This is a genomic window from Methylocystis sp. Uni0008 (genome assembly GCF_056838045.1).
Window position 1 is genome coordinate 432,189 of sequence record NZ_CM166370.1, and the last position, 20,987, is coordinate 453,175.

General features: G+C 62.3%; 22 protein-coding genes and 1 tRNA gene. 10 read left to right on the forward strand and 13 right to left on the reverse strand.

Annotated features, from left to right (window positions below; translation table 11 throughout):
- Positions 1–212 precede the first annotated feature (212 nt).
- The 3 genes from AC0X69_RS02150 (at position 213) to AC0X69_RS02160 (ending at position 3,582) form a co-directional block, all read left to right on the forward strand.
- Positions 213–1,199, forward strand: coding sequence for a DUF2232 domain-containing protein (locus AC0X69_RS02150; RefSeq protein ID WP_482610838.1), 987 nt, complete (start codon positions 213–215; stop codon positions 1,197–1,199).
- 52 nt (positions 1,200–1,251) lie between these two features.
- On the forward strand, positions 1,252–1,815 hold the full coding sequence (gene rplI, locus AC0X69_RS02155; RefSeq protein WP_482610840.1) for a 50S ribosomal protein L9: 564 nt from the start codon (positions 1,252–1,254) through the stop codon (positions 1,813–1,815).
- Between the two features lie 261 nt (positions 1,816–2,076).
- Positions 2,077–3,582 carry a replicative DNA helicase gene (locus AC0X69_RS02160; RefSeq protein WP_482610842.1) on the forward strand — a complete coding sequence of 502 codons (1,506 nt, stop codon included), beginning with the start codon at positions 2,077–2,079 and terminating at the stop codon, positions 3,580–3,582.
- Between the two features lie 44 nt (positions 3,583–3,626).
- Here the strand turns inward: AC0X69_RS02160 and AC0X69_RS02165 are convergent, their stop codons facing one another.
- The 7 genes from AC0X69_RS02165 to AC0X69_RS02195 all read right to left on the reverse strand — a co-directional run bounded on the left by AC0X69_RS02165 (position 3,627) and on the right by AC0X69_RS02195 (position 10,209).
- On the reverse strand, positions 3,627–4,157 hold the full coding sequence (locus AC0X69_RS02165) for a PRC-barrel domain-containing protein (RefSeq protein WP_482610844.1): 531 nt from the start codon (positions 4,155–4,157) through the stop codon (positions 3,627–3,629).
- 145 nt (positions 4,158–4,302) lie between these two features.
- Positions 4,303–4,722: a PRC-barrel domain-containing protein gene (locus AC0X69_RS02170; protein WP_482610846.1), complete on the reverse strand. Its 420-nt coding sequence runs from the start codon at positions 4,720–4,722 to the stop codon at positions 4,303–4,305.
- A 63-nt stretch (positions 4,723–4,785) separates the two neighbouring features.
- Positions 4,786–5,205 (reverse strand): PRC-barrel domain-containing protein, encoded by a 420-nt coding sequence (locus AC0X69_RS02175; protein WP_482610848.1) that lies wholly within the window; start codon positions 5,203–5,205, stop codon positions 4,786–4,788.
- Between the two features lie 48 nt (positions 5,206–5,253).
- A complete protein-coding gene (locus AC0X69_RS02180; RefSeq protein WP_482610850.1) occupies positions 5,254–6,312 on the reverse strand; it encodes a MaoC family dehydratase in 1,059 nt (352 codons plus the stop codon).
- Between the two features lie 3 nt (positions 6,313–6,315).
- Complete coding sequence (locus tag AC0X69_RS02185; protein ID WP_482610852.1) at positions 6,316–6,660, reverse strand: DUF167 family protein; 345 nt, start codon at positions 6,658–6,660, stop codon at positions 6,316–6,318.
- Positions 6,653–6,949 (reverse strand): YggT family protein, encoded by a 297-nt coding sequence (locus tag AC0X69_RS02190; protein ID WP_482610854.1) that lies wholly within the window; start codon positions 6,947–6,949, stop codon positions 6,653–6,655. Before AC0X69_RS02190 ends, AC0X69_RS02185 begins: the two co-directional genes overlap by 8 nt.
- A 125-nt stretch (positions 6,950–7,074) precedes the next feature.
- Entirely contained in the window at positions 7,075–10,209 is a 3,135-nt protein-coding gene (locus AC0X69_RS02195) for a hypothetical protein (protein WP_482610855.1), read from the reverse strand.
- Between the two features lie 366 nt (positions 10,210–10,575).
- On the opposite strand from AC0X69_RS02195, the gene AC0X69_RS02200 reads away from it, so the two are divergent.
- The 5 genes from AC0X69_RS02200 (at position 10,576) to AC0X69_RS02220 (ending at position 13,402) form a co-directional block, all read left to right on the forward strand.
- Positions 10,576–10,651: transfer RNA gene (locus AC0X69_RS02200), tRNA-Ala, on the forward strand.
- A gap of 139 nt (positions 10,652–10,790) precedes the next feature.
- Positions 10,791–11,225: a universal stress protein gene (locus AC0X69_RS02205; RefSeq protein ID WP_482610856.1), complete on the forward strand. Its 435-nt coding sequence runs from the start codon at positions 10,791–10,793 to the stop codon at positions 11,223–11,225.
- A 169-nt stretch (positions 11,226–11,394) separates the two neighbouring features.
- The gene (locus tag AC0X69_RS02210; RefSeq protein ID WP_482610858.1) at positions 11,395–11,595 is read left to right on the forward strand and encodes a hypothetical protein; all 201 of its coding nucleotides are present in this window, start codon (positions 11,395–11,397) and stop codon (positions 11,593–11,595) included.
- Positions 11,596–11,920: 325 nt separating this feature from the next.
- The gene (locus AC0X69_RS02215) at positions 11,921–12,403 is read left to right on the forward strand and encodes an SH3 domain-containing protein (protein WP_482610860.1); all 483 of its coding nucleotides are present in this window, start codon (positions 11,921–11,923) and stop codon (positions 12,401–12,403) included.
- An 84-nt stretch (positions 12,404–12,487) separates the two neighbouring features.
- The gene (locus AC0X69_RS02220) at positions 12,488–13,402 is read left to right on the forward strand and encodes an MBL fold metallo-hydrolase (protein WP_482613294.1); all 915 of its coding nucleotides are present in this window, start codon (positions 12,488–12,490) and stop codon (positions 13,400–13,402) included.
- Here the strand turns inward: AC0X69_RS02220 and AC0X69_RS02225 are convergent.
- The 5 genes from AC0X69_RS02225 to AC0X69_RS02245 form a co-directional block, all read right to left on the reverse strand.
- Positions 13,399–13,728 carry an FtsB family cell division protein gene (locus AC0X69_RS02225; protein WP_482610862.1) on the reverse strand — a complete coding sequence of 110 codons (330 nt, stop codon included), beginning with the start codon at positions 13,726–13,728 and terminating at the stop codon, positions 13,399–13,401. The two genes, AC0X69_RS02220 and AC0X69_RS02225, sit on opposite strands and share 4 nt — an antisense overlap.
- 34 nt (positions 13,729–13,762) lie before the next feature.
- Positions 13,763–14,419, reverse strand: coding sequence for a DUF2497 domain-containing protein (locus AC0X69_RS02230; RefSeq protein WP_482610864.1), 657 nt, complete (start codon positions 14,417–14,419; stop codon positions 13,763–13,765).
- Positions 14,420–14,560: 141 nt separating this feature from the next.
- On the reverse strand, positions 14,561–16,030 hold the full coding sequence (locus tag AC0X69_RS02235; RefSeq protein ID WP_482610866.1) for a TolC family outer membrane protein: 1,470 nt from the start codon (positions 16,028–16,030) through the stop codon (positions 14,561–14,563).
- 114 nt (positions 16,031–16,144) lie between these two features.
- A complete protein-coding gene (locus tag AC0X69_RS02240) occupies positions 16,145–16,849 on the reverse strand; it encodes a protein-L-isoaspartate O-methyltransferase family protein (RefSeq protein ID WP_482610868.1) in 705 nt (234 codons plus the stop codon).
- An 81-nt stretch (positions 16,850–16,930) separates the two neighbouring features.
- Complete coding sequence (locus AC0X69_RS02245) at positions 16,931–17,413, reverse strand: RrF2 family transcriptional regulator (protein ID WP_482610870.1); 483 nt, start codon at positions 17,411–17,413, stop codon at positions 16,931–16,933.
- A gap of 174 nt (positions 17,414–17,587) precedes the next feature.
- On the opposite strand from AC0X69_RS02245, the gene AC0X69_RS02250 reads away from it, so the two are divergent.
- Both AC0X69_RS02250 and cysK read left to right on the forward strand, forming a co-directional pair.
- Positions 17,588–18,391 (forward strand): sulfite exporter TauE/SafE family protein, encoded by an 804-nt coding sequence (locus AC0X69_RS02250; protein ID WP_482610871.1) that lies wholly within the window; start codon positions 17,588–17,590, stop codon positions 18,389–18,391.
- A 28-nt stretch (positions 18,392–18,419) separates the two neighbouring features.
- On the forward strand, positions 18,420–19,403 hold the full coding sequence (gene cysK, locus AC0X69_RS02255) for a cysteine synthase A (protein ID WP_482610873.1): 984 nt from the start codon (positions 18,420–18,422) through the stop codon (positions 19,401–19,403).
- A 127-nt stretch (positions 19,404–19,530) separates the two neighbouring features.
- On the opposite strand, the gene AC0X69_RS02260 is transcribed toward cysK, so the two are convergent.
- Positions 19,531–20,904, reverse strand: coding sequence for a pentapeptide repeat-containing protein (locus AC0X69_RS02260; protein WP_482610875.1), 1,374 nt, complete (start codon positions 20,902–20,904; stop codon positions 19,531–19,533).
- Between the last annotated feature and the right edge of the window lie 83 nt (positions 20,905–20,987).

Sequence of the window (20,987 nt, forward strand, 5' to 3'; positions counted from 1 at the left end):
CAAGGGCCTCGACGTTCCAGGGAGATAACTTTCGCTATTCCGGTTTGTTCGAGCGTAGCCGCTTGGAGACGACCAAGCGCCGAAATCGCAGCTGCCGCGCCGCCTTGCCCTTTCGGCTTCGACCTCCTAAAACCTCACTGCGTCGACGGTCCGTCGGACCGCGCATTTGCGTCATGCCCATGCGGCGACGCGCCGTCAGCGGAACCCCCATCTTGCCCGACAAGAGCGTCCTTTCCTGGCCGAATTTCGCCGTGTCCATTCTTGGCGGCATCGCGGCGGCCGTCATATTCGCTGTCGTGGTTCGCGGCGGCATCGGCGGAATCCTTTTGGCGCATGTCGCGCCGCTGCCGATCATGATCGTCGCCTTCGCGTTCGGTCTGATCCACGGCGCGACAGCTGCGATCCTCGCCGCGATTATCCTGTCCTTCTGGCCCCATCCGGTGGTGGGGATGGGCTACGCGCTCCTGATCGCGGCGCCTGCCTGGTCGGCCGTCTATGCGGCGCTCGGCGCCCCGCGCGGCGGCAGGGACAGACTGACCAGCCATCTTCCGGCCTGGGCGGCGCTCGCGCCGGCGACCTTTCTGGCGGCGGCCATCATCCTCTGGCTGATCGTCGCCACAGTCGTCTTCGGCTCGCTTGACGAGGCGTTGAACCCCATCCGGGCGCGCGCGTTCATCCTCCTCGACATAATGGTCAAGGAGCGTGACCTTGGCGATAAGATCGATCCGACGACGCTTTCCGGATCGGTCGCGCGCGCCGTTCCCGCCTTTCTCGCCGCCTATGGCCTCCTGATCCACGTCATCAACTTGTGGCTCGCCGCGAGGATTGCGGAAGCTTCCAAACTGCTTGGCCGGCCCTGGCCGGACATCGCCAAGGAATTCCGGCTGCCGAAGCCTGTGGGCGGCCTGTTTCTGAGCGGGATCGCGCTGACCTTCTTCGGAGGGCTCGCAGGCGCGATCGGATTGGTGCTCGCGACGACCTTGGGATTGCTTCTCGCTTTCCAGGGATTGGCCGTCGCGCATATTTTCATTCGCGGCTCGCGCTCGAGCGCCCTCGTCCTCGCGATCATCTATTTCACGCTCGGACTGCTGGGTTGGCCGATTCTGTTCTTCGCGGCGCTCGGCCTCGCCGATCTCGTCTTCAACTATCGGGCCCGGAGAACGGACCCCGGGCCAACTGCAATGCAAAAACCGGATTGACTTTCGCCCGGTTTTTCTCGACATAGCCCGCAATCCTGGAGAGTCAGCAAAGATGGAAGTCATTCTGCTTGAACGCGTGGCCAAGCTCGGCCAGATGGGCGACACCGTTCGCGTGCGCGACGGATACGCCCGCAATTTCCTGCTGGCGCGCGGCAAGGCGCTGCGGGCGACCGAAAACAACAAGAAGCATTTCGAGACCCAGCGCGCGCAGATCGAGGCCCGCAATCTCGAGGCGAAGAAGGAAGCCGAAGCCGTCGCCGAAAAGCTCAACGGCCAGAGCTTCACGATAATTCGTCAGGCGGGCGAGAGCGGCCAGCTCTACGGTTCGGTTTCGGCGCGCGACATCGCCGACGCGGCGACGGCCGGCGGCTTCTCGGTCAATCGCAATCAGATCGTTCTGGTGCACCCCATCAAGACGCTGGGCCTTCATCCGACGCCGGTGCATTTGCACCCCGAAGTCGATGTGACGATCACCATCAACGTCGCACGTTCCGACGAAGAGGCGGAGCGTCAGGCGCGCGGCGAAAGCGTCACGCTCAAGGAAGAGACGTCGATGGACGATCTCGGACTTGAAGTCGGCGCGGCCCTGGCTGAAGCCGGCGACGTCGAGCTGTAAGCTTCCGCAAGAGGCGCTTCTTTCGCCGGCGGCCTTCGGGCCGCCGGTTTCTTTTTGTCGATCTCCTCTGATTCTTTCCCAATGCAAGAGGAGTCGGCAGCGCGCCGACGGAATCTTTTTTGCCGTGTGGAAAAGACTCGCGACTTGCCGCTGCGCATAAAAGGATATGGCGGCGCCAACGCGTTAATGTATTGTTGACGGCGTCTCGGCTCGCAGGTCGCGTTCGCAGTCCAAGACAGTCTCAAACAAGTCCGATCATCGATGCCTCCAATCGAACAATTGGCGGGCCGGCGCGGCTTTCAGGTCGCCCAGCCGGACGCGCCCGCCTATCGCGCGCCGCCGCACAACATCGAGGCCGAGCAAGCGCTGCTCGGCGCGATCCTCGTCAACAATGACGCGTTCGACAGGGTCTCGGATTTCCTGAAGCCCGAGCACTTCTCGGAAGATTTGCATCGCCGCATCTATGAGGTCGCGGCGCAACTCATTCGCGCCGGCAAGCTCGCGACCGTCGTGACTCTCAAGACGTTCCTCGCCGACATCGAGCTTCCGGCCGGCGTGACCATGCAGGCTTATCTTGCGCGGCTCGCCGCCGAGGCGACGACGATCATCAACGCCGAGGATTATGGCCGCACCGTTCATGATCTCGCGGTTCGCCGCGAGCTGATCGTCATCGGCCAGGACATCGTCAACACGGCCTATGATTCGCCGATCGATTCGCCGCCGCGCGCGCAGATCGAGGAAGCCGAGCGCCAGCTTTATTCGATCGCGGAGACCGGCCGGTACGACGGGGGCTTTCAGCGTTTCGCCGAAGCGCTCACCACCGCGCTCGACATGGCCAGCAGCGCCTACATGCGCGACGGCCATCTTTCCGGCATCGCCACCGGCCTCCTCGACCTCGACGAGAAGATGGGCGGCCTGCAGAAGTCGGACCTCATCATCGTCGCCGGTCGACCGGGCATGGGCAAGACCGCGCTCGCGACGAACATCGCCTTCAATGTCGCGAGCGCCTATCAATTCGAAGCCGAACCCGACGGGACTCACAAAACCGTCAATGGCGGCATCGTCGGCTTCTTCTCTTTGGAGATGTCGGCCGAACAGCTGGCGACTCGCGTGATCGCCGAACAGTCCGGCGTGCCGAGCTACAAGATCCGCCGCGGCGACATCAATGAGGACGACTTTCGCCGCATCGCCGACGCCGCGCGCGAGATGCAGAGCATCCCCTTCTATATCGACCAGAGCGGCGGCATCTCGATCGCGCAGCTGACAGCGCGGGCGCGGCGCCTGAAGCGTCAGAAGGGCCTTGATCTTCTTGTCGTCGACTATCTTCAGCTGTTGGCGGGTTCGCGTTCTCGCAACGACAACCGCGTGCAGGAGCTCACCGAGATCACGACAGGCCTCAAGGCGCTCGCGAAAGAATTGAACGTGCCGATCATCGCGCTCTCGCAGCTCTCCCGCCAAGTGGAAAGCCGCGACGACAAGCGGCCGCAGCTATCGGACTTGCGCGAGTCAGGCTCGATCGAGCAGGACGCCGACGTCGTCATCTTCGTGTTCCGCGAAGAATATTACCTTCGCAATCGCGAGCCGCGCGAAGGCACCGAAGAACATGTTCAGTGGATCGCCGACATGGAGCGCGCGCATGGGCGCGCGGAAGCCATCATCGGCAAGCAGCGCCATGGCCCCACCGGGACCGTGCAGCTCGCATTCGAGGCGGAAGTTACGCGCTTCTCGAATCTTGCCGAAGAAGACAAGCTGCCGGCGCGAATGTGAGAAAGGCCCCGCCGTTCAGGCGAGGCCCCTGCGATTGCGGCGGATTACTTGACGCTGCCGAGCGTCCACAATCCCTTGTTCTTGTCGTAGCGGAAGCCGGTGGCGTTCTTCAGCGAGTCCTTGCTGACGTTCAACGTCAGCCGCCACTTGTTATTGTCGGTCTGGACGGCCTGAAGATCGCTGAAGGCGACCGCAACGTCCTTTTCGCCGATGCCGAGGAAACCGCCGACCGAGAGAACGGCCGCGTTGATCCTGCCGCTGCGATCGACCACGAGGTCCTTCACTTCGCCGAGCTTGTTGTCCTGCCGATCATAAACGTTCTGATTGTGGATGTTCGAGACAAGAAGAGCGTTCTGCGGAAGCGTGGTCAGGAACTGCGGCTGCGTTCCCGTCGCGCCGGTCGCGGACTGATCCATGCTTCCGGCGCCCGGGCCCCTCATGGTCCCGTCGGTGGAACGCTCCGGTCCCGTGGTCGAGCCATTCATCCCGCCGGTCGGGCGATTCATTTGCTGGGCCAGGACCGCGCTTGACATCGTGGCGACGAGCGCGCCCGCGAGGACGTAGGATTTGAGCATAATTATCTCCGTGCGTGTTGAAGGCTCACAGCGAACGAAAGTTCGTGTGCGCCTAGAACGAGCGCCCGAAGAGCGATGTTCCAAGCTTCGCGGCAGATACTCGAACGCGGCAACCGTGCGCCGCGTTACGAATAGCTTCAGCCGATCAGATGGGATCCCACAGACCGGTCGATTTATCAAACTTATACGCGAGGGCCTTCTTCAGCAGCTCCTTCGTCGTATTGAGCGTCAGCCAGCTCTTGTTGTTTTTCTGCGTGATGGTGATCGCCGACACGGGAATCGCAATATGCTTCACGCCAAGGCCAAGAAAGCCGCCGACGTTTAGCATGACCGCGTTTATCGAGCCGTCGGCCGAAAACAGCATGTCGGCGATGGTGCCGAGCTTCTTTTCGTTGGGATCATAGACCGGCTGCTTGTACCAGGCGGAAACCACCGAGCCGTAGACCGGCAGCCTTTCGAGCGGCACGACGACAACGGTTTCGGTCTGGGCCTGTTGCGCGCCGGCCGGCAGCGGCATGACGGCGGCGCCAGCGAACAAGGCCGCGACGATGACTTTTTTGAGCATAAAAAATCCTCTTCTCAAAGGCGCAAGGGAGCGCTGCTGAGCGAAGCGCGCCTCGGCGATTTTCTACATCTGCTTCCAGGCGTGTTCCTTGGCGTCGTATTTGTAGCCGGTCGCCTTTTTCACGATGTCCTTGGTCGTATTGATGGTCAGCCAGGTCTTGTTGTTCTTTTCGGTGACCGTGATGTCGTTCGCCGGAATGGCGACGTGCTTCGCGCCGATGCCGAGAAAGCCGCCGACATCGACCATGACGGCGTTGATCTCGCCGCCCGAGAACAGCATGTCGGTGATCACGCCGACCTTCTTCTCATTGGTGTCGTAAATCGGCTTCTTGTACCAGGCCGATACGAGCGAGCCGTAGCGCGGCAGAGCCTCCATCGGCACGACGACCTTGCTCTCCGGCGCCGCAGCCGTCTGGGCCACGACAGGCTGGGCGACCGCCATGGCCATGCCGAAGGAGAGCGCAACAAGCAAAGTTCTGTTCATTCGATCAATCCCCCCAGATCGCTGATAGGATCGCGCATCATAGCTGATTCACCGCGGCAGCACGCCCCAATAATCAAGATCAAGCAGCACCGCCGGATCGGGCTTGCCGTCCGCGCCCTGCAACGGGAAGTCGGCGCAGGGCTTGTCCTTGGTTGCGACGAGCCGCAGGCGCAATGCGCCGATGTCGCTGCGCCCGGGAATCTCCGCCTTGTCCAATACTTCAGACCAGGCGAAGACCGTTCCCCCGGCAAACAGCGGGTTGACGTGGCGACCGCCGTTCACCGCCGAAATATGGAAGACGTTCTCAAGCCCGTTGAACGAAAGCGCCCGCGCGAGCGAGATGACATGGCCGCCGTAGATGATGCGCTTCCCGAACCGGCCCTGCGCCTCATAGTATTGATTAAAATGGACTTTCGAGTTGTTCTGGTAGAGCCGGGTGGCAAGCTGGTGTTCGGCTTCCTCGACGGTCATGCCGTCGATATGATCGATTTTCTCGCCCTTTTCGTAATCGCCCCAGAAGTAGGGCGAGCCGGCGAGCGCCTTGTCGTAGGCGGCGACGGTGATCGCGGGCGCCGCCTTGCCGAGTTCTGACGGCGCGACGGACTTCGGCAGATCGGGCGTGACTTCCGGCCCGACAGGCGCATTCTTGTCGCGCTTCTTCACCATCACCCAGCGGGCATAGCTCAGCACGGTCTCGCCGCGTTGATTGGCGCCCGTCGTGCGCACATAGACGACGCCGGTTTCCTTGTTGGAATTCTCCTTGAGGCCGATGACCTCGGAGGTCGCCGACAGCGTGTCGCCCGGATAGACGGGAGCGAGGAACTTGAAATCGGCGTATCCCAGATTGGCGATGGCGTTGAGCGAAACGTCGGGCACCGTCTTGCCGAGCACGAGATGAAATACGAGCAGATCGTCGATCGGCGCCCGCTCATAGCCGATCGCCTGCGCGAAGGCGCTCGACGACTGCACGGCGAAGCGGGGCAGATACAGCGCCGTGTAGAGCGCGACCTCGCCGACCGTGACGGTGCGCGGCGCGGCGTGGCGGATCACCTGGCCAATTTTGAAGTCCTCGAAGAAATTGCCGACGTTGATCTTCGACTTGCTCATGTCCTAACCGTTTGTTGGCGCCAGCTTCGCCAGCGCATCGAGATAAAGCGCGGGCGCGCCCGCGAGGAAAACCGTTTTGACGCGGCTCGTCGCGCCGGCGCGGATCGAGATCGCGCTCTTTTTCGCGCGCAGGGCGGAAGCGATCAGCGCGATGAGCGCCTCGTTCGCCCGCCCGTCCTCGGGCGCGGCGCGCACCCGCGCCTTCAACACGCTGCGGCCGTCGGCGAGAGCCTCAAAGCCTTCAAGAGCGTCGCGTCCGCCCTTGGGCGTCAGCCTCACGTAGAGGGCGACGCCTCCTGATTCGACCGCCCAGGCTGAAGCGGGCTTCGCCGCGCCCTCCTCACCCAAGCGCGTAGGCGCCGGCGCTGCTGGCGATGAGATCACGCAAGAACTGCATGAGCAGCAGCAAGATCAGCGGAGAAATGTCCAGCCCGCCGACGCTGGGCAGCACCGAGCGGATGGGTCCGAGCAGCGGTTCGGTCATGGCGTTCAGCCATTTCCAGATCTGGTAGGCGGCGTTCGAACGCATATTGATTACGTCGAAGGCGATGAGCCAGGACACGACCACCGTGGCGAGCAGAATCCACCAGTAAATATCGATGATCGTGAGAAGAAGTTTGACCATGGCGTAGGACATAAGGAGGCTTCCCGCGGATGAGGCTGCCGACTGTCTAGCGTCCCTGCCGCGCGGCGGCAATCCTTGGCCTGAGCCCTGCCCGCGCGCCTCGCGGCCGGGCCGCCGCCCGCCGGCGCGCCGCCAGTCTAGAGTCCGGGCAGGAGCCGGTAGTCGAGCAGCGCCGTCCAGCCGAGGCCGCCGATCGGCAACAGCAGCGCGCGAATGGGCGGCTGCTGCGAAAGCGGCACGAAGGAGCCTTCGCGAAATCCGTCGACAAGCTTGAGGAGCGTCTCGAGCTGAGACACCTTCTTTCCGGAATTGTCCGCGGCTTTGACCGCGATCAGCCTCTTCGTTAGCCGCGACTTAGCCGTCTCCCGCGCCTTTTCGGCGCTGAAGCAAAGCGCCATAGCGCACCCAAAAATGATGACAAACCCGACGATTTGCGTTGCCAGAATCGGCACGCTCAACGCAAATTCGGCGAATGCGGTGCTCCGGGACATGATCATCAATGCGAAAATTGCGAAGGGAAAATAGATCAGCTTGCTGATGCAGTTTGTGCGACTTGCGATGAAATTGAGATCAATCCATTCGTCGAGGAGTTGATCCTTGAGTTCGAGCTTTTTCTCGAATGCCTGATGCGTCTCTGGGGGCCAAAGGGTCTTATGCTTTCGCAGGGCGTTAACGAAGCGCAAGCAGAGCAGCGTTGAATCGACAACCAAGAATATCAAGACCAACATAAGAAACACGACAGGCGTCGTGACGTCGAAGTATACTTTCCGCAGTTCGCCGCGCCAGGGCACATTTGGCGTGCCAAAGATAAACGTCAGAAAGGTGAACAGCGTCAGCATCAAAACCACGTATACGGCTATGCGATATACGCTCGGCCAGACAGCGCTTTTCTCCAGATAGGCGTTCCATATCTGGCTGATGTGAACTCTCCCGTTCCCATCCTCGATCTCAGGCAGATGATAGGAGAGCATATCCCATGTAACCGAGAACGGTCCCCCCCGGTCAGTGGAGGACTTTTTGTCGGCTTCATCTTCTACCTTTTTTCCAAAGAATTTCGTCTGCACTTGCGCAAGATTGTCCTGAAGCTCCCGCCAGCCATCAAAGATCAAGCAAAGTGCGAGTATGGCGGCGATAACCCGCAGCGCGATCGACGGCCAAACGCTGATTCCTTGAGTCCAGGCTAGCGGCTCGCCCAATCCATGCTCTGTTGCCGCCTCCGCGAAGTAATCCCATCTCGCGATCACCCCTGCTCCTAGCACCAGTATCGCCGCGAGGCCGATGCAGGTCGCACGAAGAAATGGAAAGACCATCTTGTTCCAGTAGAAGGCCGAGATCACCACTGTCAGGAGCGCCAGTATTCCGACGATCCCAACGGTGTTTTTTGCCGAAAGTTTAGTGTACAAGGATGGTATCGTCGGATGGATTGCATCGCTTGCCCGCTGCGCCTCGCCGCTCACCTCGATTTTTGTAGGCAACGCGACGACTCCCCCACGCCTGTCAATTTCGAACATGCGGGGATGAGAAATGCCGTCGCGTATTTTCTTGCGCAGTTCGCTATTCTCTGTTGCGTTCTCCTCTTGCGCAGCCACACGGGCGGCAAGAAAAGCGGCCGTCTGATAAGTCGATCGGAACGGCGGGATATCCTGCTGGAGTTCTTCGGACAGCGTCGGTCCGTAGCTTGAGGCGATGATCAGATTGCGGGTCCACTGCAGTTCTTCCTGCCCGGCGAGCGCAGCGTCGTAGTCGGTCGTGAAAAACACCGCCTCTGGAAACAGCGGTTTGAGCGCGCGCAGGACGAGCAGCTTGTCGAACACGTCGTTGCCGAGCACGCCGATCGCTGCAATTCCCTCCTTTTCCTGGGCTCGCAGGTCATCGTCTTTGTCTTTGAGGCTCGCCGCCAGCCTGCGCAGATAGTCGAACTGGTCTTGCCCGAAGGGACGCTCAAGCGACTTGGAGTCTTCCCGCGCATTTGAACTCCCGTTTCCGCTCCTCTTCTCCGCATCCTCGACTTTCGATTTGCCGCCAGTGCTTGTCGGCGGCAGCATTCCATCGAGACCCCGATGATAGGTCTTGATGTAAATCCAATCTGGCGCCCCGTTTATTACAGCACCTTCAAGGCACCGCCGAGTGTCCCTTCCGAACACACGCGGACACTGCAACTCTCGCGTGATAGCGTGTATCATGCCGCGGCCGTATAGTGAATCACGATCTGATATCAATACAATGTGTTGTTCTTTACCTGCCCTCAGAGACTCGGCTGAGCCGGGACTGACCCCCCTTTGGTTTAATTCCGCCGTAATGGCTCGCGCCAGCAAATCGTCCTGCCCACTCGTGCGGAAGATTCGATGAGGCACATTCCCAATTCCGAGTTGTTCGTCGCTTACCGTCGCGCCAAACACGTAGAATTGGATGTCATCGGATTTCGCCTCAGGCGCCGAGATGCTAGTCAACGGCGACAGTGATGCGGTTTTTGTTCTCCTTTTTGGGGCCGCTGCCGCTTTCAACTCGGGCTTGCGCGATTTGGCTAATACGAGCTGCCGAAGAACGCCGGACGAGTATGGGCCGAGAACCTGATAGCTCAGCGCAGAGCATTGCCCGGCGCTTGCCGACGCACAAAGCATAGACTTGAAGTGTGAGATGCTTTGCGAGGGATCACTCGTGTCGGACAAGACGTCCTCATCGATCCACAGCAGAAGAATCCGCTTCGGCTTTAGCGTCTCGTGATCGAACCATTCGTAGGGAACTGCGACCGGAAAACCGTGCATTTCATGATCGCGAGGTCGAAAATAACCCATATGCTGCTCATTGCGCGGCTCATATCCTTCGAGATGCAGGCCGCTGAGCACCGCGTATCGCAATCGCCGACGTGTTTCGCTGTCCTCGAAATAGGATGCGCCGGGCGCGGTTATCGCGATGATCCGCGTGCCAGCGAGTTCTGAACGCGGGTTTCCGCCCTCGTCGACGAGCGGCGAACGGCAATGCAGCGGAATTGTCGACGCCTTCTTCGACCAGGCGTCCTCGCATTCCCTCTTCTCTTCGGGGTCCACCTTCTTAATTTGCCGCGCCACGGCGTCAAAAGGATCCTGCCACAGCCGCGCTTCAACATCCTCCGAATGAAATTTTTCCTCGATGCGCGATTCCATCGGCGGCGGGCGTAACACCGTCAGGGGCGCTTGCTGCGCGTAGAAGTAGGCGCCAGTTGCGAAGAGAGCGACGACAATAGCGCCATTCGAACCTAGCCCTGTTGGGCCCTTTTTCTCGTCGTCAGACATAATCGTACTCCAAAATGGATTTTGCGCCTCGCGACGCCAACATCGAAAAGATTTGTATCTCGTCACCCAGCGCAACGACTGGGACTCGGGAACAAACGTCCCAGCTGAACATTTCAGCAAGCGTCTAAATGACAGCTCGCGCAATCTATAATTTTATAAAATCCTTAGCCGATCTCGGCTGTTCATAATTGCCGACGCTCGGACCTTCTCAACGCTGGCTTTGCCTTATTACATTCGCTCAACAGCAACCTTCACATTATGCGGCAAGAATTCGCAATGGCAAGTGTCGGCTCAAGCGGTGGGCGACGCGACGCGCCAAACCCAATTGACAGGATATCGCCCCCCGTGTACCCCACGCGCCGGAGCGGGGCTGTAGCTCAGATGGGAGAGCGCTGCAATCGCACTGCAGAGGTCGGGGGTTCGAATCCCCCCAGCTCCACCAGCCGTTGCGCGAATGCGAGCGGCTCGCCTTTGCGGCGCAACCACGCCGCAGTTGGCGACAGGCGGGGCGGCCGGCCTCATCATTGTTTAGAGCAGGTTCTGCGCCATATCCGGAGAGAGACCCTCCCGGGAGCGCGCCGATGTATCGCAAAATTCTTCTTCCGGTCGACATCGTCGAACCCGAGATGACCGACCGCGCGATCGCCGTGGCCCAAGAGCTGGCGAAGGCGTTCGACAGCGACATGCGCCTCATCAACGTGCAGTCGCTTCTGCCGATCTCATTCCTCGACTACGTGCCTGAAAATTTCGACCTTCAGGTGCGGCGCGGTCTCGAGAAGGAGATCGCGGCGATCGCCAGCAAGATTGACCGGGCGCCGGAGCGCGTCTCCACGACGCTTCAGTTCGGCCCGGTCTATCAGAAGGTCCTGGCCGAGGCGGAGGAATGGGGCGCCGATCTCATCGTGTTGTGCTCGCATCGGCCCGGGATGGATCGCTTTCTCATCGGCTCCAACGCCACGACCATCGTCAATCACGCCCAGTGTTCGGTGCTGGTGGTGCGTGGCGTCGCGCCGTAAGCCTTCCAGGTAGCCCGCAAATTTTCCACAGGCGCTCGCGGAACGGCGTCCGCGAGGCGATGAACCTAACGTGGCGTCTTAGTGACGGCGCGTTCACGAAACTCTCATCACGCCCTCACATGACTTTGCTACCCGACCCGTCGATGCGGCGATGACGCGGGAGAACGCCATGTCAAAAGAGGCCATGCAAAACGCCAGCGGTTCGGCGCCGGAAAAGCCCGAGAGCAATACCGGCAAGCTCGTCGGCGGCGCAGTCGCCGCGGCGATTGGCGGCGTGATCGGCGCATTGCTGCTCGGCGGCTACGCCGTGTTGCCGGCGGCGGTGGTCGTCGGCCTGCTCGGCGTTGCGATGGGAGCGGTTTTCGACTGAACCGGAATTCGCGCCGGGCGCAATGCGCAAAGGACGCCCGGCGCGGAGCGTGCGTTTCGAGTTCGCGCGTGAGAGACTTGGCGGCTCTCGCCTTCGGGCGAAGCCGCTTTTTTCTCGCCTCTTTCGCAAGGCGCGCCTGATAACTCTAATGGAATTTGTTCGTTGAAGGGCGCAGGCTACCGCTTTCCTAAAGCCAGACGTAGGAATATGAGTCTTGGTTTAAGAGGATTGCGGCCTTGGGCGGAACCGTTTGGCCCGGGTTACGTTAGTCCTCGGAAACCGGGTCCCGACGAATGGCCCTGTTTTGTTTTGGGAGGATAGAGAGATGAAGAAAATAATTGGATTCGCCGCAGCGGCGGCTGTTCTGTTCGGCGCTTCCGCATTCGCCGCCCCGCTGACCAGCCCCGCAAACGTGCGGTCGGGCCCCAGCCCCAAATGGCCCGTCATCGGCCAGCTGCCGGCCGGCGCCGACGTTACGGTGCTCGATTGCGGCGGCGGCTGGAAGCGCGACTGGTGCCAGATTCAGGCCGGCGACATGAAGGGCTTCGTCGCCGCAGGCGTGCTCGGCACGCAGGGCAGAAACGTCGTTATTGCGCCGGTGACCACCAACAACGACGTCGCCATCTACAAGGGTCCTGGCGTCAACTATAAGATCATCGGCAGCATCCCCGAAAACACCACGGTCAACATCGGCGCCTGCGTTCCGGGCTGGGGCGAAACGACCTGGTGCAAAGTCAACTTCGGCGGAAGGAAAGGCTACGCTCTGCAGTCCGAGCTGCAGCGGCAGAATTCACTTTTCCCGATGTAAGTCCCGCAGCGCGGCGCTGGGCAGTCCCATCGCCGCGCCGCTCTTTCGAGCGCGCCTGTGACGCTCTAAGATGCCCCTGCGGCGATCGGCCGTGTCGAGGGCGTCGTCATTCGAGCCGAACCATCCCAAGGTGCTGCAGCGCGCGTCTCGACGCTGACGCGTCGCGCGGTCGCGCCGAACGCCGGTCCCTACACCTATACGGGAACATGCAGCTACATCGTCGGAACTGGCGAGGTGGCGATCATTGATCCCGGACCTGACGATCCCCGACACATCCAGGCGCTGCTCACAGCCATCCGCGGCGAAAGACTGCGCTATGTGCTCGTCACCCATACGCACCGCGACCACTCGCCCGCGGCGCGCGCACTGAAAGAGGCGACGGGCGCCACGATCGCGGGGTGCGCTCCCTATGCGCCCTCCGGTCGCCGTTCCCCTGATGGGCCTGATCTGGATGCAGCCCATGATCGAGCCTATGCGCCGGATATGGTGCTGAGAGAGGGCGACAAGCTCGAAATCGGCGGCGCTTCGCTTGAAGCATTGGAGACGCCGGGCCACACCGCGAACCATCTTTGCTTCGCTCTTGCCGAGGAGCAGTCCCTCTTCACCGGCGACCATGTGATGGGCTGGGCGACGACCGTCATCGCGCCGCCAGACGGATCGATGAGCGAGTACATGGCCTCAGTCGAACGACTCAGGGCGCGCCCTGACCGCATCTATTGGCCAGGGCACGGCGAGCCGGTGCACGACCCGCTGCGCTATCTGCGCGCGCTGGTGCATCATCGCCGCGCCCGCGAGGCAGCGATTCTCCAGCGTCTCGAAGCCGGCGATGACACGATCGCCGCGATGGTGGCGAAGATTTACGAAGCCGTCGACAAACGGCTTCACCCCGCCGCGGCCATGACGGCGCTCGCGCATCTCGAAGATCTGATGTCGCGCGGCCTTGTCGACTGCGCCGGACCACCCGGCTTGCAGGGGCGTTTCAGGCTTCGCGGGGCTTAAGGCGCATTCGGCGTCGGCAACAAAATCACGACGTCGTTTCTGTGGACGCGCCCCAGCCGCTTGCGGGCTTCCTCGTCGAGAATGTCGGCGTCGACCGTCTGGCCTTTGATGAGCGCGAGGCGGCTCTCCCAATGCATGCGTTGAAGTTTGAGGAGGTTTCGCTCAAGGCGCAGCTGCTCGAGCTTCTGCTCATATTCTTCGCCAGTCTTCAGTCCGCGCTGGCCGTTAACGCCATGCCAGATGAAATAGGCGGCCGCGACGCCGGCCACAGTATAGAGGCTGAGCGGGAGAACGAGCGCGCGGACGAGAACGCGAAAGCGGTGCATGACCGCAACCTAGCCCTTACGCGTTTAAGGGCCGTTAAGGCTGAGTGGATTTTCCGCGGGAAGCGGAAAAGCGTATTCCCGCGCGCGTGATCCGCTCGACTTCCGCGCGGACCAGACGCTCGACGAGCGCCGGCAGATTCTCGTCGAACCACTCCTGCACGACGGGGCGTAGCATTTCCTGCGCGCATCTGTCGAGAACGTCGCTGAATGCGCCGCCGTCGACAAGCGCCTGCAGCTGTGGCGCTATGGAGGCGGCTGACGGATTTTCCTGATCAGGCGCCGTGTCGAAGATTTCCACGCCTGCACTTTCCTTATCAGCCACGCCTTCGCTCTCCAACGCCTCTTCGACTTCCGACGACCTCATGTCGGTCTCCTGCCCGGCGGCCTCGGTGACGTAAAGCAGGCGAACTTCTCCCGAGTCCTCGATCTCCTCGTCCGGCGCGCCTGCCTCTGACAGCGGAGGCTCCTCCTGCTGCCGCTCGAGAACGGGCGCTGGATAGGCGCGTCGCGCCGCAGGCGCCGTGTCGATGGTTCGGGCGCGGCGCCGGTCGTCGTGACGCACGCCCGGCAATCCGTCGTCATCGGCGATGATGCGGCGGATGGAAGCGAGGATCTCCTCCATCGACGGCTCGTTCGCGCGCGCTTCGTCCTGAAACGACTGCGACGGGACGGATGCGTTCGCTGCGCTCATGGAAATTCTGCCACGTTGCGCGGCGAACGCCGCGCATGAGGATCGGACCGGTTCTCTGACTGCGCCAGACTCGCGAATCAACTCGGTCCGAATGAATTCCACACTTTTCGCGCGATGGTGTCACCCGCGTTCGCTAAATTCTTATCTGCCGTCGGGCGTGTCGAGGCCAAACCACTGGTCATGCACTTGATAGAGATGAACGCTCGGATCGTAGATCGCGACATTGAGGTCGAGTTCCCGCGCCGACAAGCGCCCGATCGAGCCCAAGGCTGCATAGGATGCCACGACGCGGTCGCGCTGCGACGTCACGAGGTTGACCCTGGCGTTGAGCAACGCCTGCTGTGCGTTCAAGACATCGAGAGTCGTGCGCTGTCCGACCTTCGCCTCTTCACGCACGCCGGCGAGCGCGGTCTCGGCGGCCTTCACCGCAGCCTGTCCGGAGACGATCGACGCTTTCGCGGTCTCGAGCAGTCCATAGCTCGAGACGACGCTGGCGCGCACGCTGTCGCGCTGCAGATCGGCGTTCAGTCGCGCCTGCCCGAGTTGCTCCTTCGCCTGACGAATGGAGGCGTATTCCGCGCCGCCCTGATAAAGCGGCACATTCAGCTGAGCTGATGCGGCCGCCGTGAACTGCCGGGAGTTCGGCAGCCCGAGAAAAGAATCGAACTGATTGGAAACTTCGCCTCTGGCGGAAAGGGTCGGCAGCAGCGCCCCTTCCGCGACCTTCACGGCCAGCGCCGCCGCGTCGACCTGATGGAACGCCGCGGTGACGCCGGGATGCTCCACCAGGGCGATGGCGATCGCCTGCTCCAGAGACTTCGGCAGCAGCGGCTCGAGACTGCGGCCCGGCTGCAAATGCTTAGGTTCATCGCCGATGATCTGGCGATAGTTCGCCATGCTCGTTTTGAGCAGCGCCTGGGCGGCGTAATACTCCGAGCGGGCCAGCGCGACCGAAGCTTCCGCCTGGGATACGTCGGTTCTGGTCACCTCGCCAACTTGGAATCGGTCGCGCGTCTGCTTGAGCTGTTCCTCGAGCACCGCGATGTTGTTCTTGCGCAGCGACACCACCGCCGTGTCGCGCAGCACGTTCATGTAGGCGGTTGCGCCGTTCTGGAGGATCGCCTGTTCGGTCAGGCGCATCGTCGAGCGCGCCGCGAAGACGCCGGACTCGGCCTGACGCACGGAGTTCTCAGTGCGGAAACCATCGAACAGCGGCTGCGACACGTTCAACGTCGCGCCGCGCGGATAACCGATGTAGGTGTCCTGAAAATCGCCGCTCGCGCCGGCCGCCGCGCCGGCCTGCTGGCCGCTGCTGCCCCCGAACGGAATCTTGATCGCTGCGTATTGCGCGCCGGCCTGCGCGGTGATGCTGGCCTTCGGCCGAAGTCCCGCCTTCGCCTTGGGCGCGTCTTCGTCTCGCACCCGCACATTGGCGCGGCTCTGATTGAGGTCCGGATTGCCGTAATAAGCCCTGGCGAGAGCCGTGAGCAGGCTCTCCGCGGACGCTGGCGCCGGCTCTAGGCAGACACATGCGAGCGCCGCTGCGGCGACCCCGCAGGACAGGAACCCGGCCGACCGCAGCCGCCTGGGGCCAAACCTGTCAGTTGCCATTTTCCTCAACCTATCTCGCACGCCGACTGGCGCGCCATTCTCCGGCTGCGATGAGTCTCAACGATGACACGCCGAACGCAACGCTAGGAACGCGATTAAGGCGAAATGGCGGCGCTACAGGCTGAAAGCTTCCGCCAGTTCGAAGCCGGCGAGAATCGGTGCGCTCGCCGAGAACAGCGGCCGCTCGCCCGCGGGCCGGCCATCCTGACGCTCGAAACGCACGACCTGCTGGCCGCCGCGCGGATCCGGCGTGACGATCGCCAGCAGCCGTCCGTCGGGCGTCAGCTGTTCAAACAGGCGGTCGAGGCCCGACTGCGCGCGCCCTTGAACGATGATCACGTCGTATGGCGCGCCGCCGGCAAAGCCCTTTTCCAGCGGACCCGCTTCGCATTGCACATTATCGCAGCCCAGCGCATCCAGCCCCGCCCTCGCGCGCGCGGCGAGCTCGGGGTCGCATTCGAGCGCGACGACCTTCTCGGCGAGGCCCGACAACAGCGCGGCCGAATAGCCGACGCCGCCGATATCGAGCACCTTGTCCTGCGGCCGAACGTCGGCGCCCTGGAGCATTCGAGCCAGAACGAGCGGCGGCAGCAGACTGCGCTTGCGTCCCTGCTCGCCCTTCACGTCGATTGCGAGATCGGAATAGGCGAGCGGCGCGAGCGAGTCGGGCAGGAAAAGCTCGCGCGGCGTCTCGAGAAAGCGCTCTAGCAGAGGCACGTCGGTGACGTCGAACGGACGAAGCTGGCGCTCGACCATCGTGTGGCGCAAAACCGCTGTCGCCTCGCCCGATTTCGTCACTTGCGCCACCCTGTCCAACATTCGACTTCCGGCCTTGCGCCGGCCCCTTGAAGGAGATGTTGCAGCGCAGGAATCCGCCGCCGGCGCTTTATAGGCGCCGGCTTACGCCATGTCCATGGCTTGGCTGACAGTTCCATCGCCGACGAGAAGGCGAAGGCCGTCGCCGCTGTCGCCCAATCGTCGCATCTGTTCGAGCGACGTCTTGTCGAGCACCTCGGCGATCGCGTCCCTGGCGCGCAGCATGACGAGGCGGACCGCGCATCTCGTTTCATCCGTGCAGTCGTCGCACCGGCGGTAGACGGTCTTGCTTGCGCATTGGATCGGCGCGAGCGGACCGTCGAGGGCGCGGACGATATTGCCGACGCCGATGTCCCCCGGATCCCTCGCCAGCATGTAGCCGCCGCCCTTGCCCTTTTTCGAGTGGACGAACCCGGCGTTGCGCAGTTCGCCCAGGATGGCGTCGAGAAACTTCTTCGGAATCTGGTTCGTGGCGGCGATCTCAGCGACCAGCGCCGTCTCGCCCGGCCGCACTCCGGCGAGATGAACCATGGCCTTGAGGCCATACTTGGCTTTCTTCGTCAGCATTCCCTGTTTGACCTTTGGGATTCGGCGCCGGATCGCGCGCGATTCCCTTTCTTCCCGCACTCTACTGCAACTCCGACGGTTTTCTAAATTTATGGTCTGGACAGGCCGAACCGCAGAATTGACAAAGTTGAGCAGCTTTATAGAGTAAGCTTCTTCACGCTGGGAAAAAGGGAAATGGCGACGATTTTCGAGGCTTTGAGCGCCATCAACCCGCTCTACTCCGCATCCGGCTTCGCCGTCGGCGCGCTCGTCGGGTTTACCGGCGTCGGCGGCGGCTCGCTCATGACGCCGATTTTGATGCTGGTGTTCGGCATCGCGCCGACCACCGCGGTCGGCACAGACCTGCTCTACGCCGCGATCACCAAGACCAACGGAACGCTCGTCCACGCGTTTCATGGGACCGTCGACTGGCGCATTACCCGCCGGCTTGCCTATGGCAGCGTGCCGGCGAGCGTCGCGAGCCTCGTGATCCTTTCCTGGCTCGGCAAGTCCGGCGGCCACGCGGCCAACGGGCTGATCACCTCGGCGCTTGGCTTCGCGCTGCTGCTGACGGCCTGCTCCATTCTCTTCAGGCGCTGGATTCTCGATCACATCGCACAACACACCAACAACATGAACGATGGGCGTTTGCTCTGGCTGACGGCGACGCTCGGCGCCTTTCTCGGCGTGCTGGTGTCGATCTCTTCGGTCGGCGCCGGGGCAATCGGCATGACGGTGCTGCTGGCGCTATATTCGCACACGCCGACCGCGCGCCTCGTCGGCTCGGACATCGCCCACGCCGTGCCGCTGACCCTCATCGCGGGGTTCGGCCATTGGTTGATGGGCGGCGTCGACTGGTTTCTCCTGCTGTCGCTCCTGATCGGGTCGATTCCGGGCATCGCCGTCGGCGCGCATTTCGCCGCGCGGGTTCCCGATCGCTACTTGCGGCCGGCTCTGGCGAGCGTCATGGCTCTGGTCGGAATCAAACTCTCCATATAGACCTCAATTCTTTCTCTGGGGGCGAGACATGTCGCAGGCAGCACCAAGATTCACGCCGCCGGCCAAACCCGGCCGCGGCCGAATCTATGATTCCATCACGCAGACGATCGGCGACACGCCGCTCGTAAGGCTCGACCGCCTCGCGCGGGAGAGCGGCGCGAAGGCGCATCTTCTGGCCAAGCTCGAATTCTTCAACCCGATCGCGAGCGTCAAGGACCGCATCGGCGTCAGCATGATCGAGTCGCTCGAACAGAGCGGCAGGATCACGCCGGGCAAGTCGGTGCTGATCGAACCAACGTCGGGCAACACCGGCATCGCCCTCGCCTTCGTCGCCGCCGCCCGTGGCTATCGGCTGATCCTCGTCATGCCGGAATCGATGTCGCTCGAGCGGCGAAAGATGCTGGCGCTGCTCGGCGCCGAGCTGGTGCTCACCCCTGCCTCGCAGGGGATGAAGGGCGCGCTCGCCAAGGCGAATGAACTCGCCGGCGAAAATCCCGACGCCATCATTCCGCAGCAGTTCGAGAACCCCGCCAATCCCGACATCCACCGCGCGACGACGGCGGAAGAGATCTGGAACGACACCAACGGCGAGGTCGATTATTTCGTGTCGGGCGTCGGCACCGGCGGGACGATCACGGGCGTCGGCCAGGCGCTCAAGGCGCGCCGGCCCGGCCTGCGCGTCGTGGCGGTGGAGCCGGAAGATTCAGCGGTGCTTTCCGGACGGCCGCCGGGTCCGCACAAGATTCAGGGAATCGGCGCCGGCTTCGTGCCGCCGATTCTCGATCGCAGCGTCATCGACGAGATCATCACCATCGGCAATCAGACCGCCTTCGAGACGGCGCGGCTGCTTGCTCGGGTGGAGGGCATCCCTGTCGGCATCTCGTCAGGAGCCGCCGTCGCGGCGGCGCTGGAGATCGCGAGCCGCCCGGAAGCCGCCGGCAAGAATATCGTCCTGATCATCCCCTCCTTCGCCGAACGCTATCTCTCGACGGCGCTTTTCGAAGGGCTGTGACAGTCACGGCGCGGGCGGGCACTCATAGGCGAAGCCCCCCTTCGCATCCGAGCGAAGCGAACTTTCGCGCAAGAACGAGTTCGAGACTCCGACCAAGACTCGCGCCCGAGACGACGAGCGGCTTTGCCTACGGGCATGCCTGCGTGCGAATGAGCGCAAATCTCGAGGCGTCGAACCCCTCGGGAAACCTCGTTGCGCAATCCAACGAGGCGTTTTTCAAATTCGCGCCGGACAGGTACGCGCGCGATAGATCGGCGCCTCGCAAATCGGCGCCGCGCAAATCGGCGTTGCCAAGATTGGCGCCGCGAAGCGACGCTCCGTCGAATGTCGCTTCGCGCAAATCTCCATCGGAAAGGTTGGCTCCGTCGAGCTTCGTCCCGACCAGCCGCGCGGCGCGCAGGTTGGCGTAGCGCAGATCCGCGTCTTCCAAATTGGCGCGGGAGAGATCGGCGCGCGTAAGCTCGGCGCGGAAGAGGGACGCTTGCGGCGCGATAAAATCGCGAAGATCGGCGCCGGCGAAGGCGCATACAACGCAAGTGAACTCTATGGCTTCGACGCCCGACAAATCGGCGGCGTTGAATTCGACAAACTGGAAGAACGCCTTATTCAATCGGGCGCCGACGAAATTACCCCCCTTGAAGCCGACATCGGTAAAACGCGCCCCGGTGAAATCCGACCCGCGCCCATCGAAATTAGGACTGAAGAGGGCATGGCTCAAAATGCTGTTCGATAGGTCGGAGCGGCTGAAATCGTTCCTACCGTTGAGGGGGAAAAAGCTGGTTCTGGAGCCTTCAGATCGCTTATTAGTCGCCTGCTCCATGTTTATTGCGAGCAATTCCACACGCGCTCGAAGCGTGCGCGACTCCCATAGTTTGCGTTTCGCGGCATACGCTTCCTTGGGCTTTCCAGCCGCCGTAAGGGCTTCCGCAAGGCGCAGCTGCACCAACGGATTATCGGACCAGCGGCGCGCGACCTCCTTCGCGAGCGGAAGGGCGAGCGCAGACTCCTGCCAATAGAGAAAATGCGCGAGAAGCGCGAGCTGCGCGTCGGCGTCGTCCGGCGCGGCGCGCGCCTTCGCCTCCAGAGCTTCGCGCTCGGCGGCGAAATTCTCGACGACGGACGCCGACACGCCGCCGAGACAGATGGGCGATAAGTAGCGAGCTACGCGAGCGCGTTTCAGCAGAATCAAAGGCTTTTTTTGCGCCGTCTCCCCGATTTGGGGAATGGGTGTCGGGCAGCTGTCTTCGCCGCCGAATTCGACATCGAGGCGCGCGCCGTTCTTCGCGTGTTTCCAGCCCCGCGTGACCCTGACGGTCGCGATTTTGTAGGAAGGGTCGGAGCTCGGCCGGAGCTTCTCGACGACGTAATCAGCGACGACATCCGCCTGGCGAAGATTTCCAGCCCAGTCCTTCACGACCGGCGACGGGCAGGAGCAGGCCTGCGCCGTGGGCGTCGCCAGCAATACGAGGAGAAACGCGATTGCTTTATAAAAATACGTCATGGCGCCGCCCAAAACGTCCGACGCCAGGCCAAACGACGATTGAGCGCGTCAGGGTCGGCGTCGACGACAGCTTACAAAGCGAA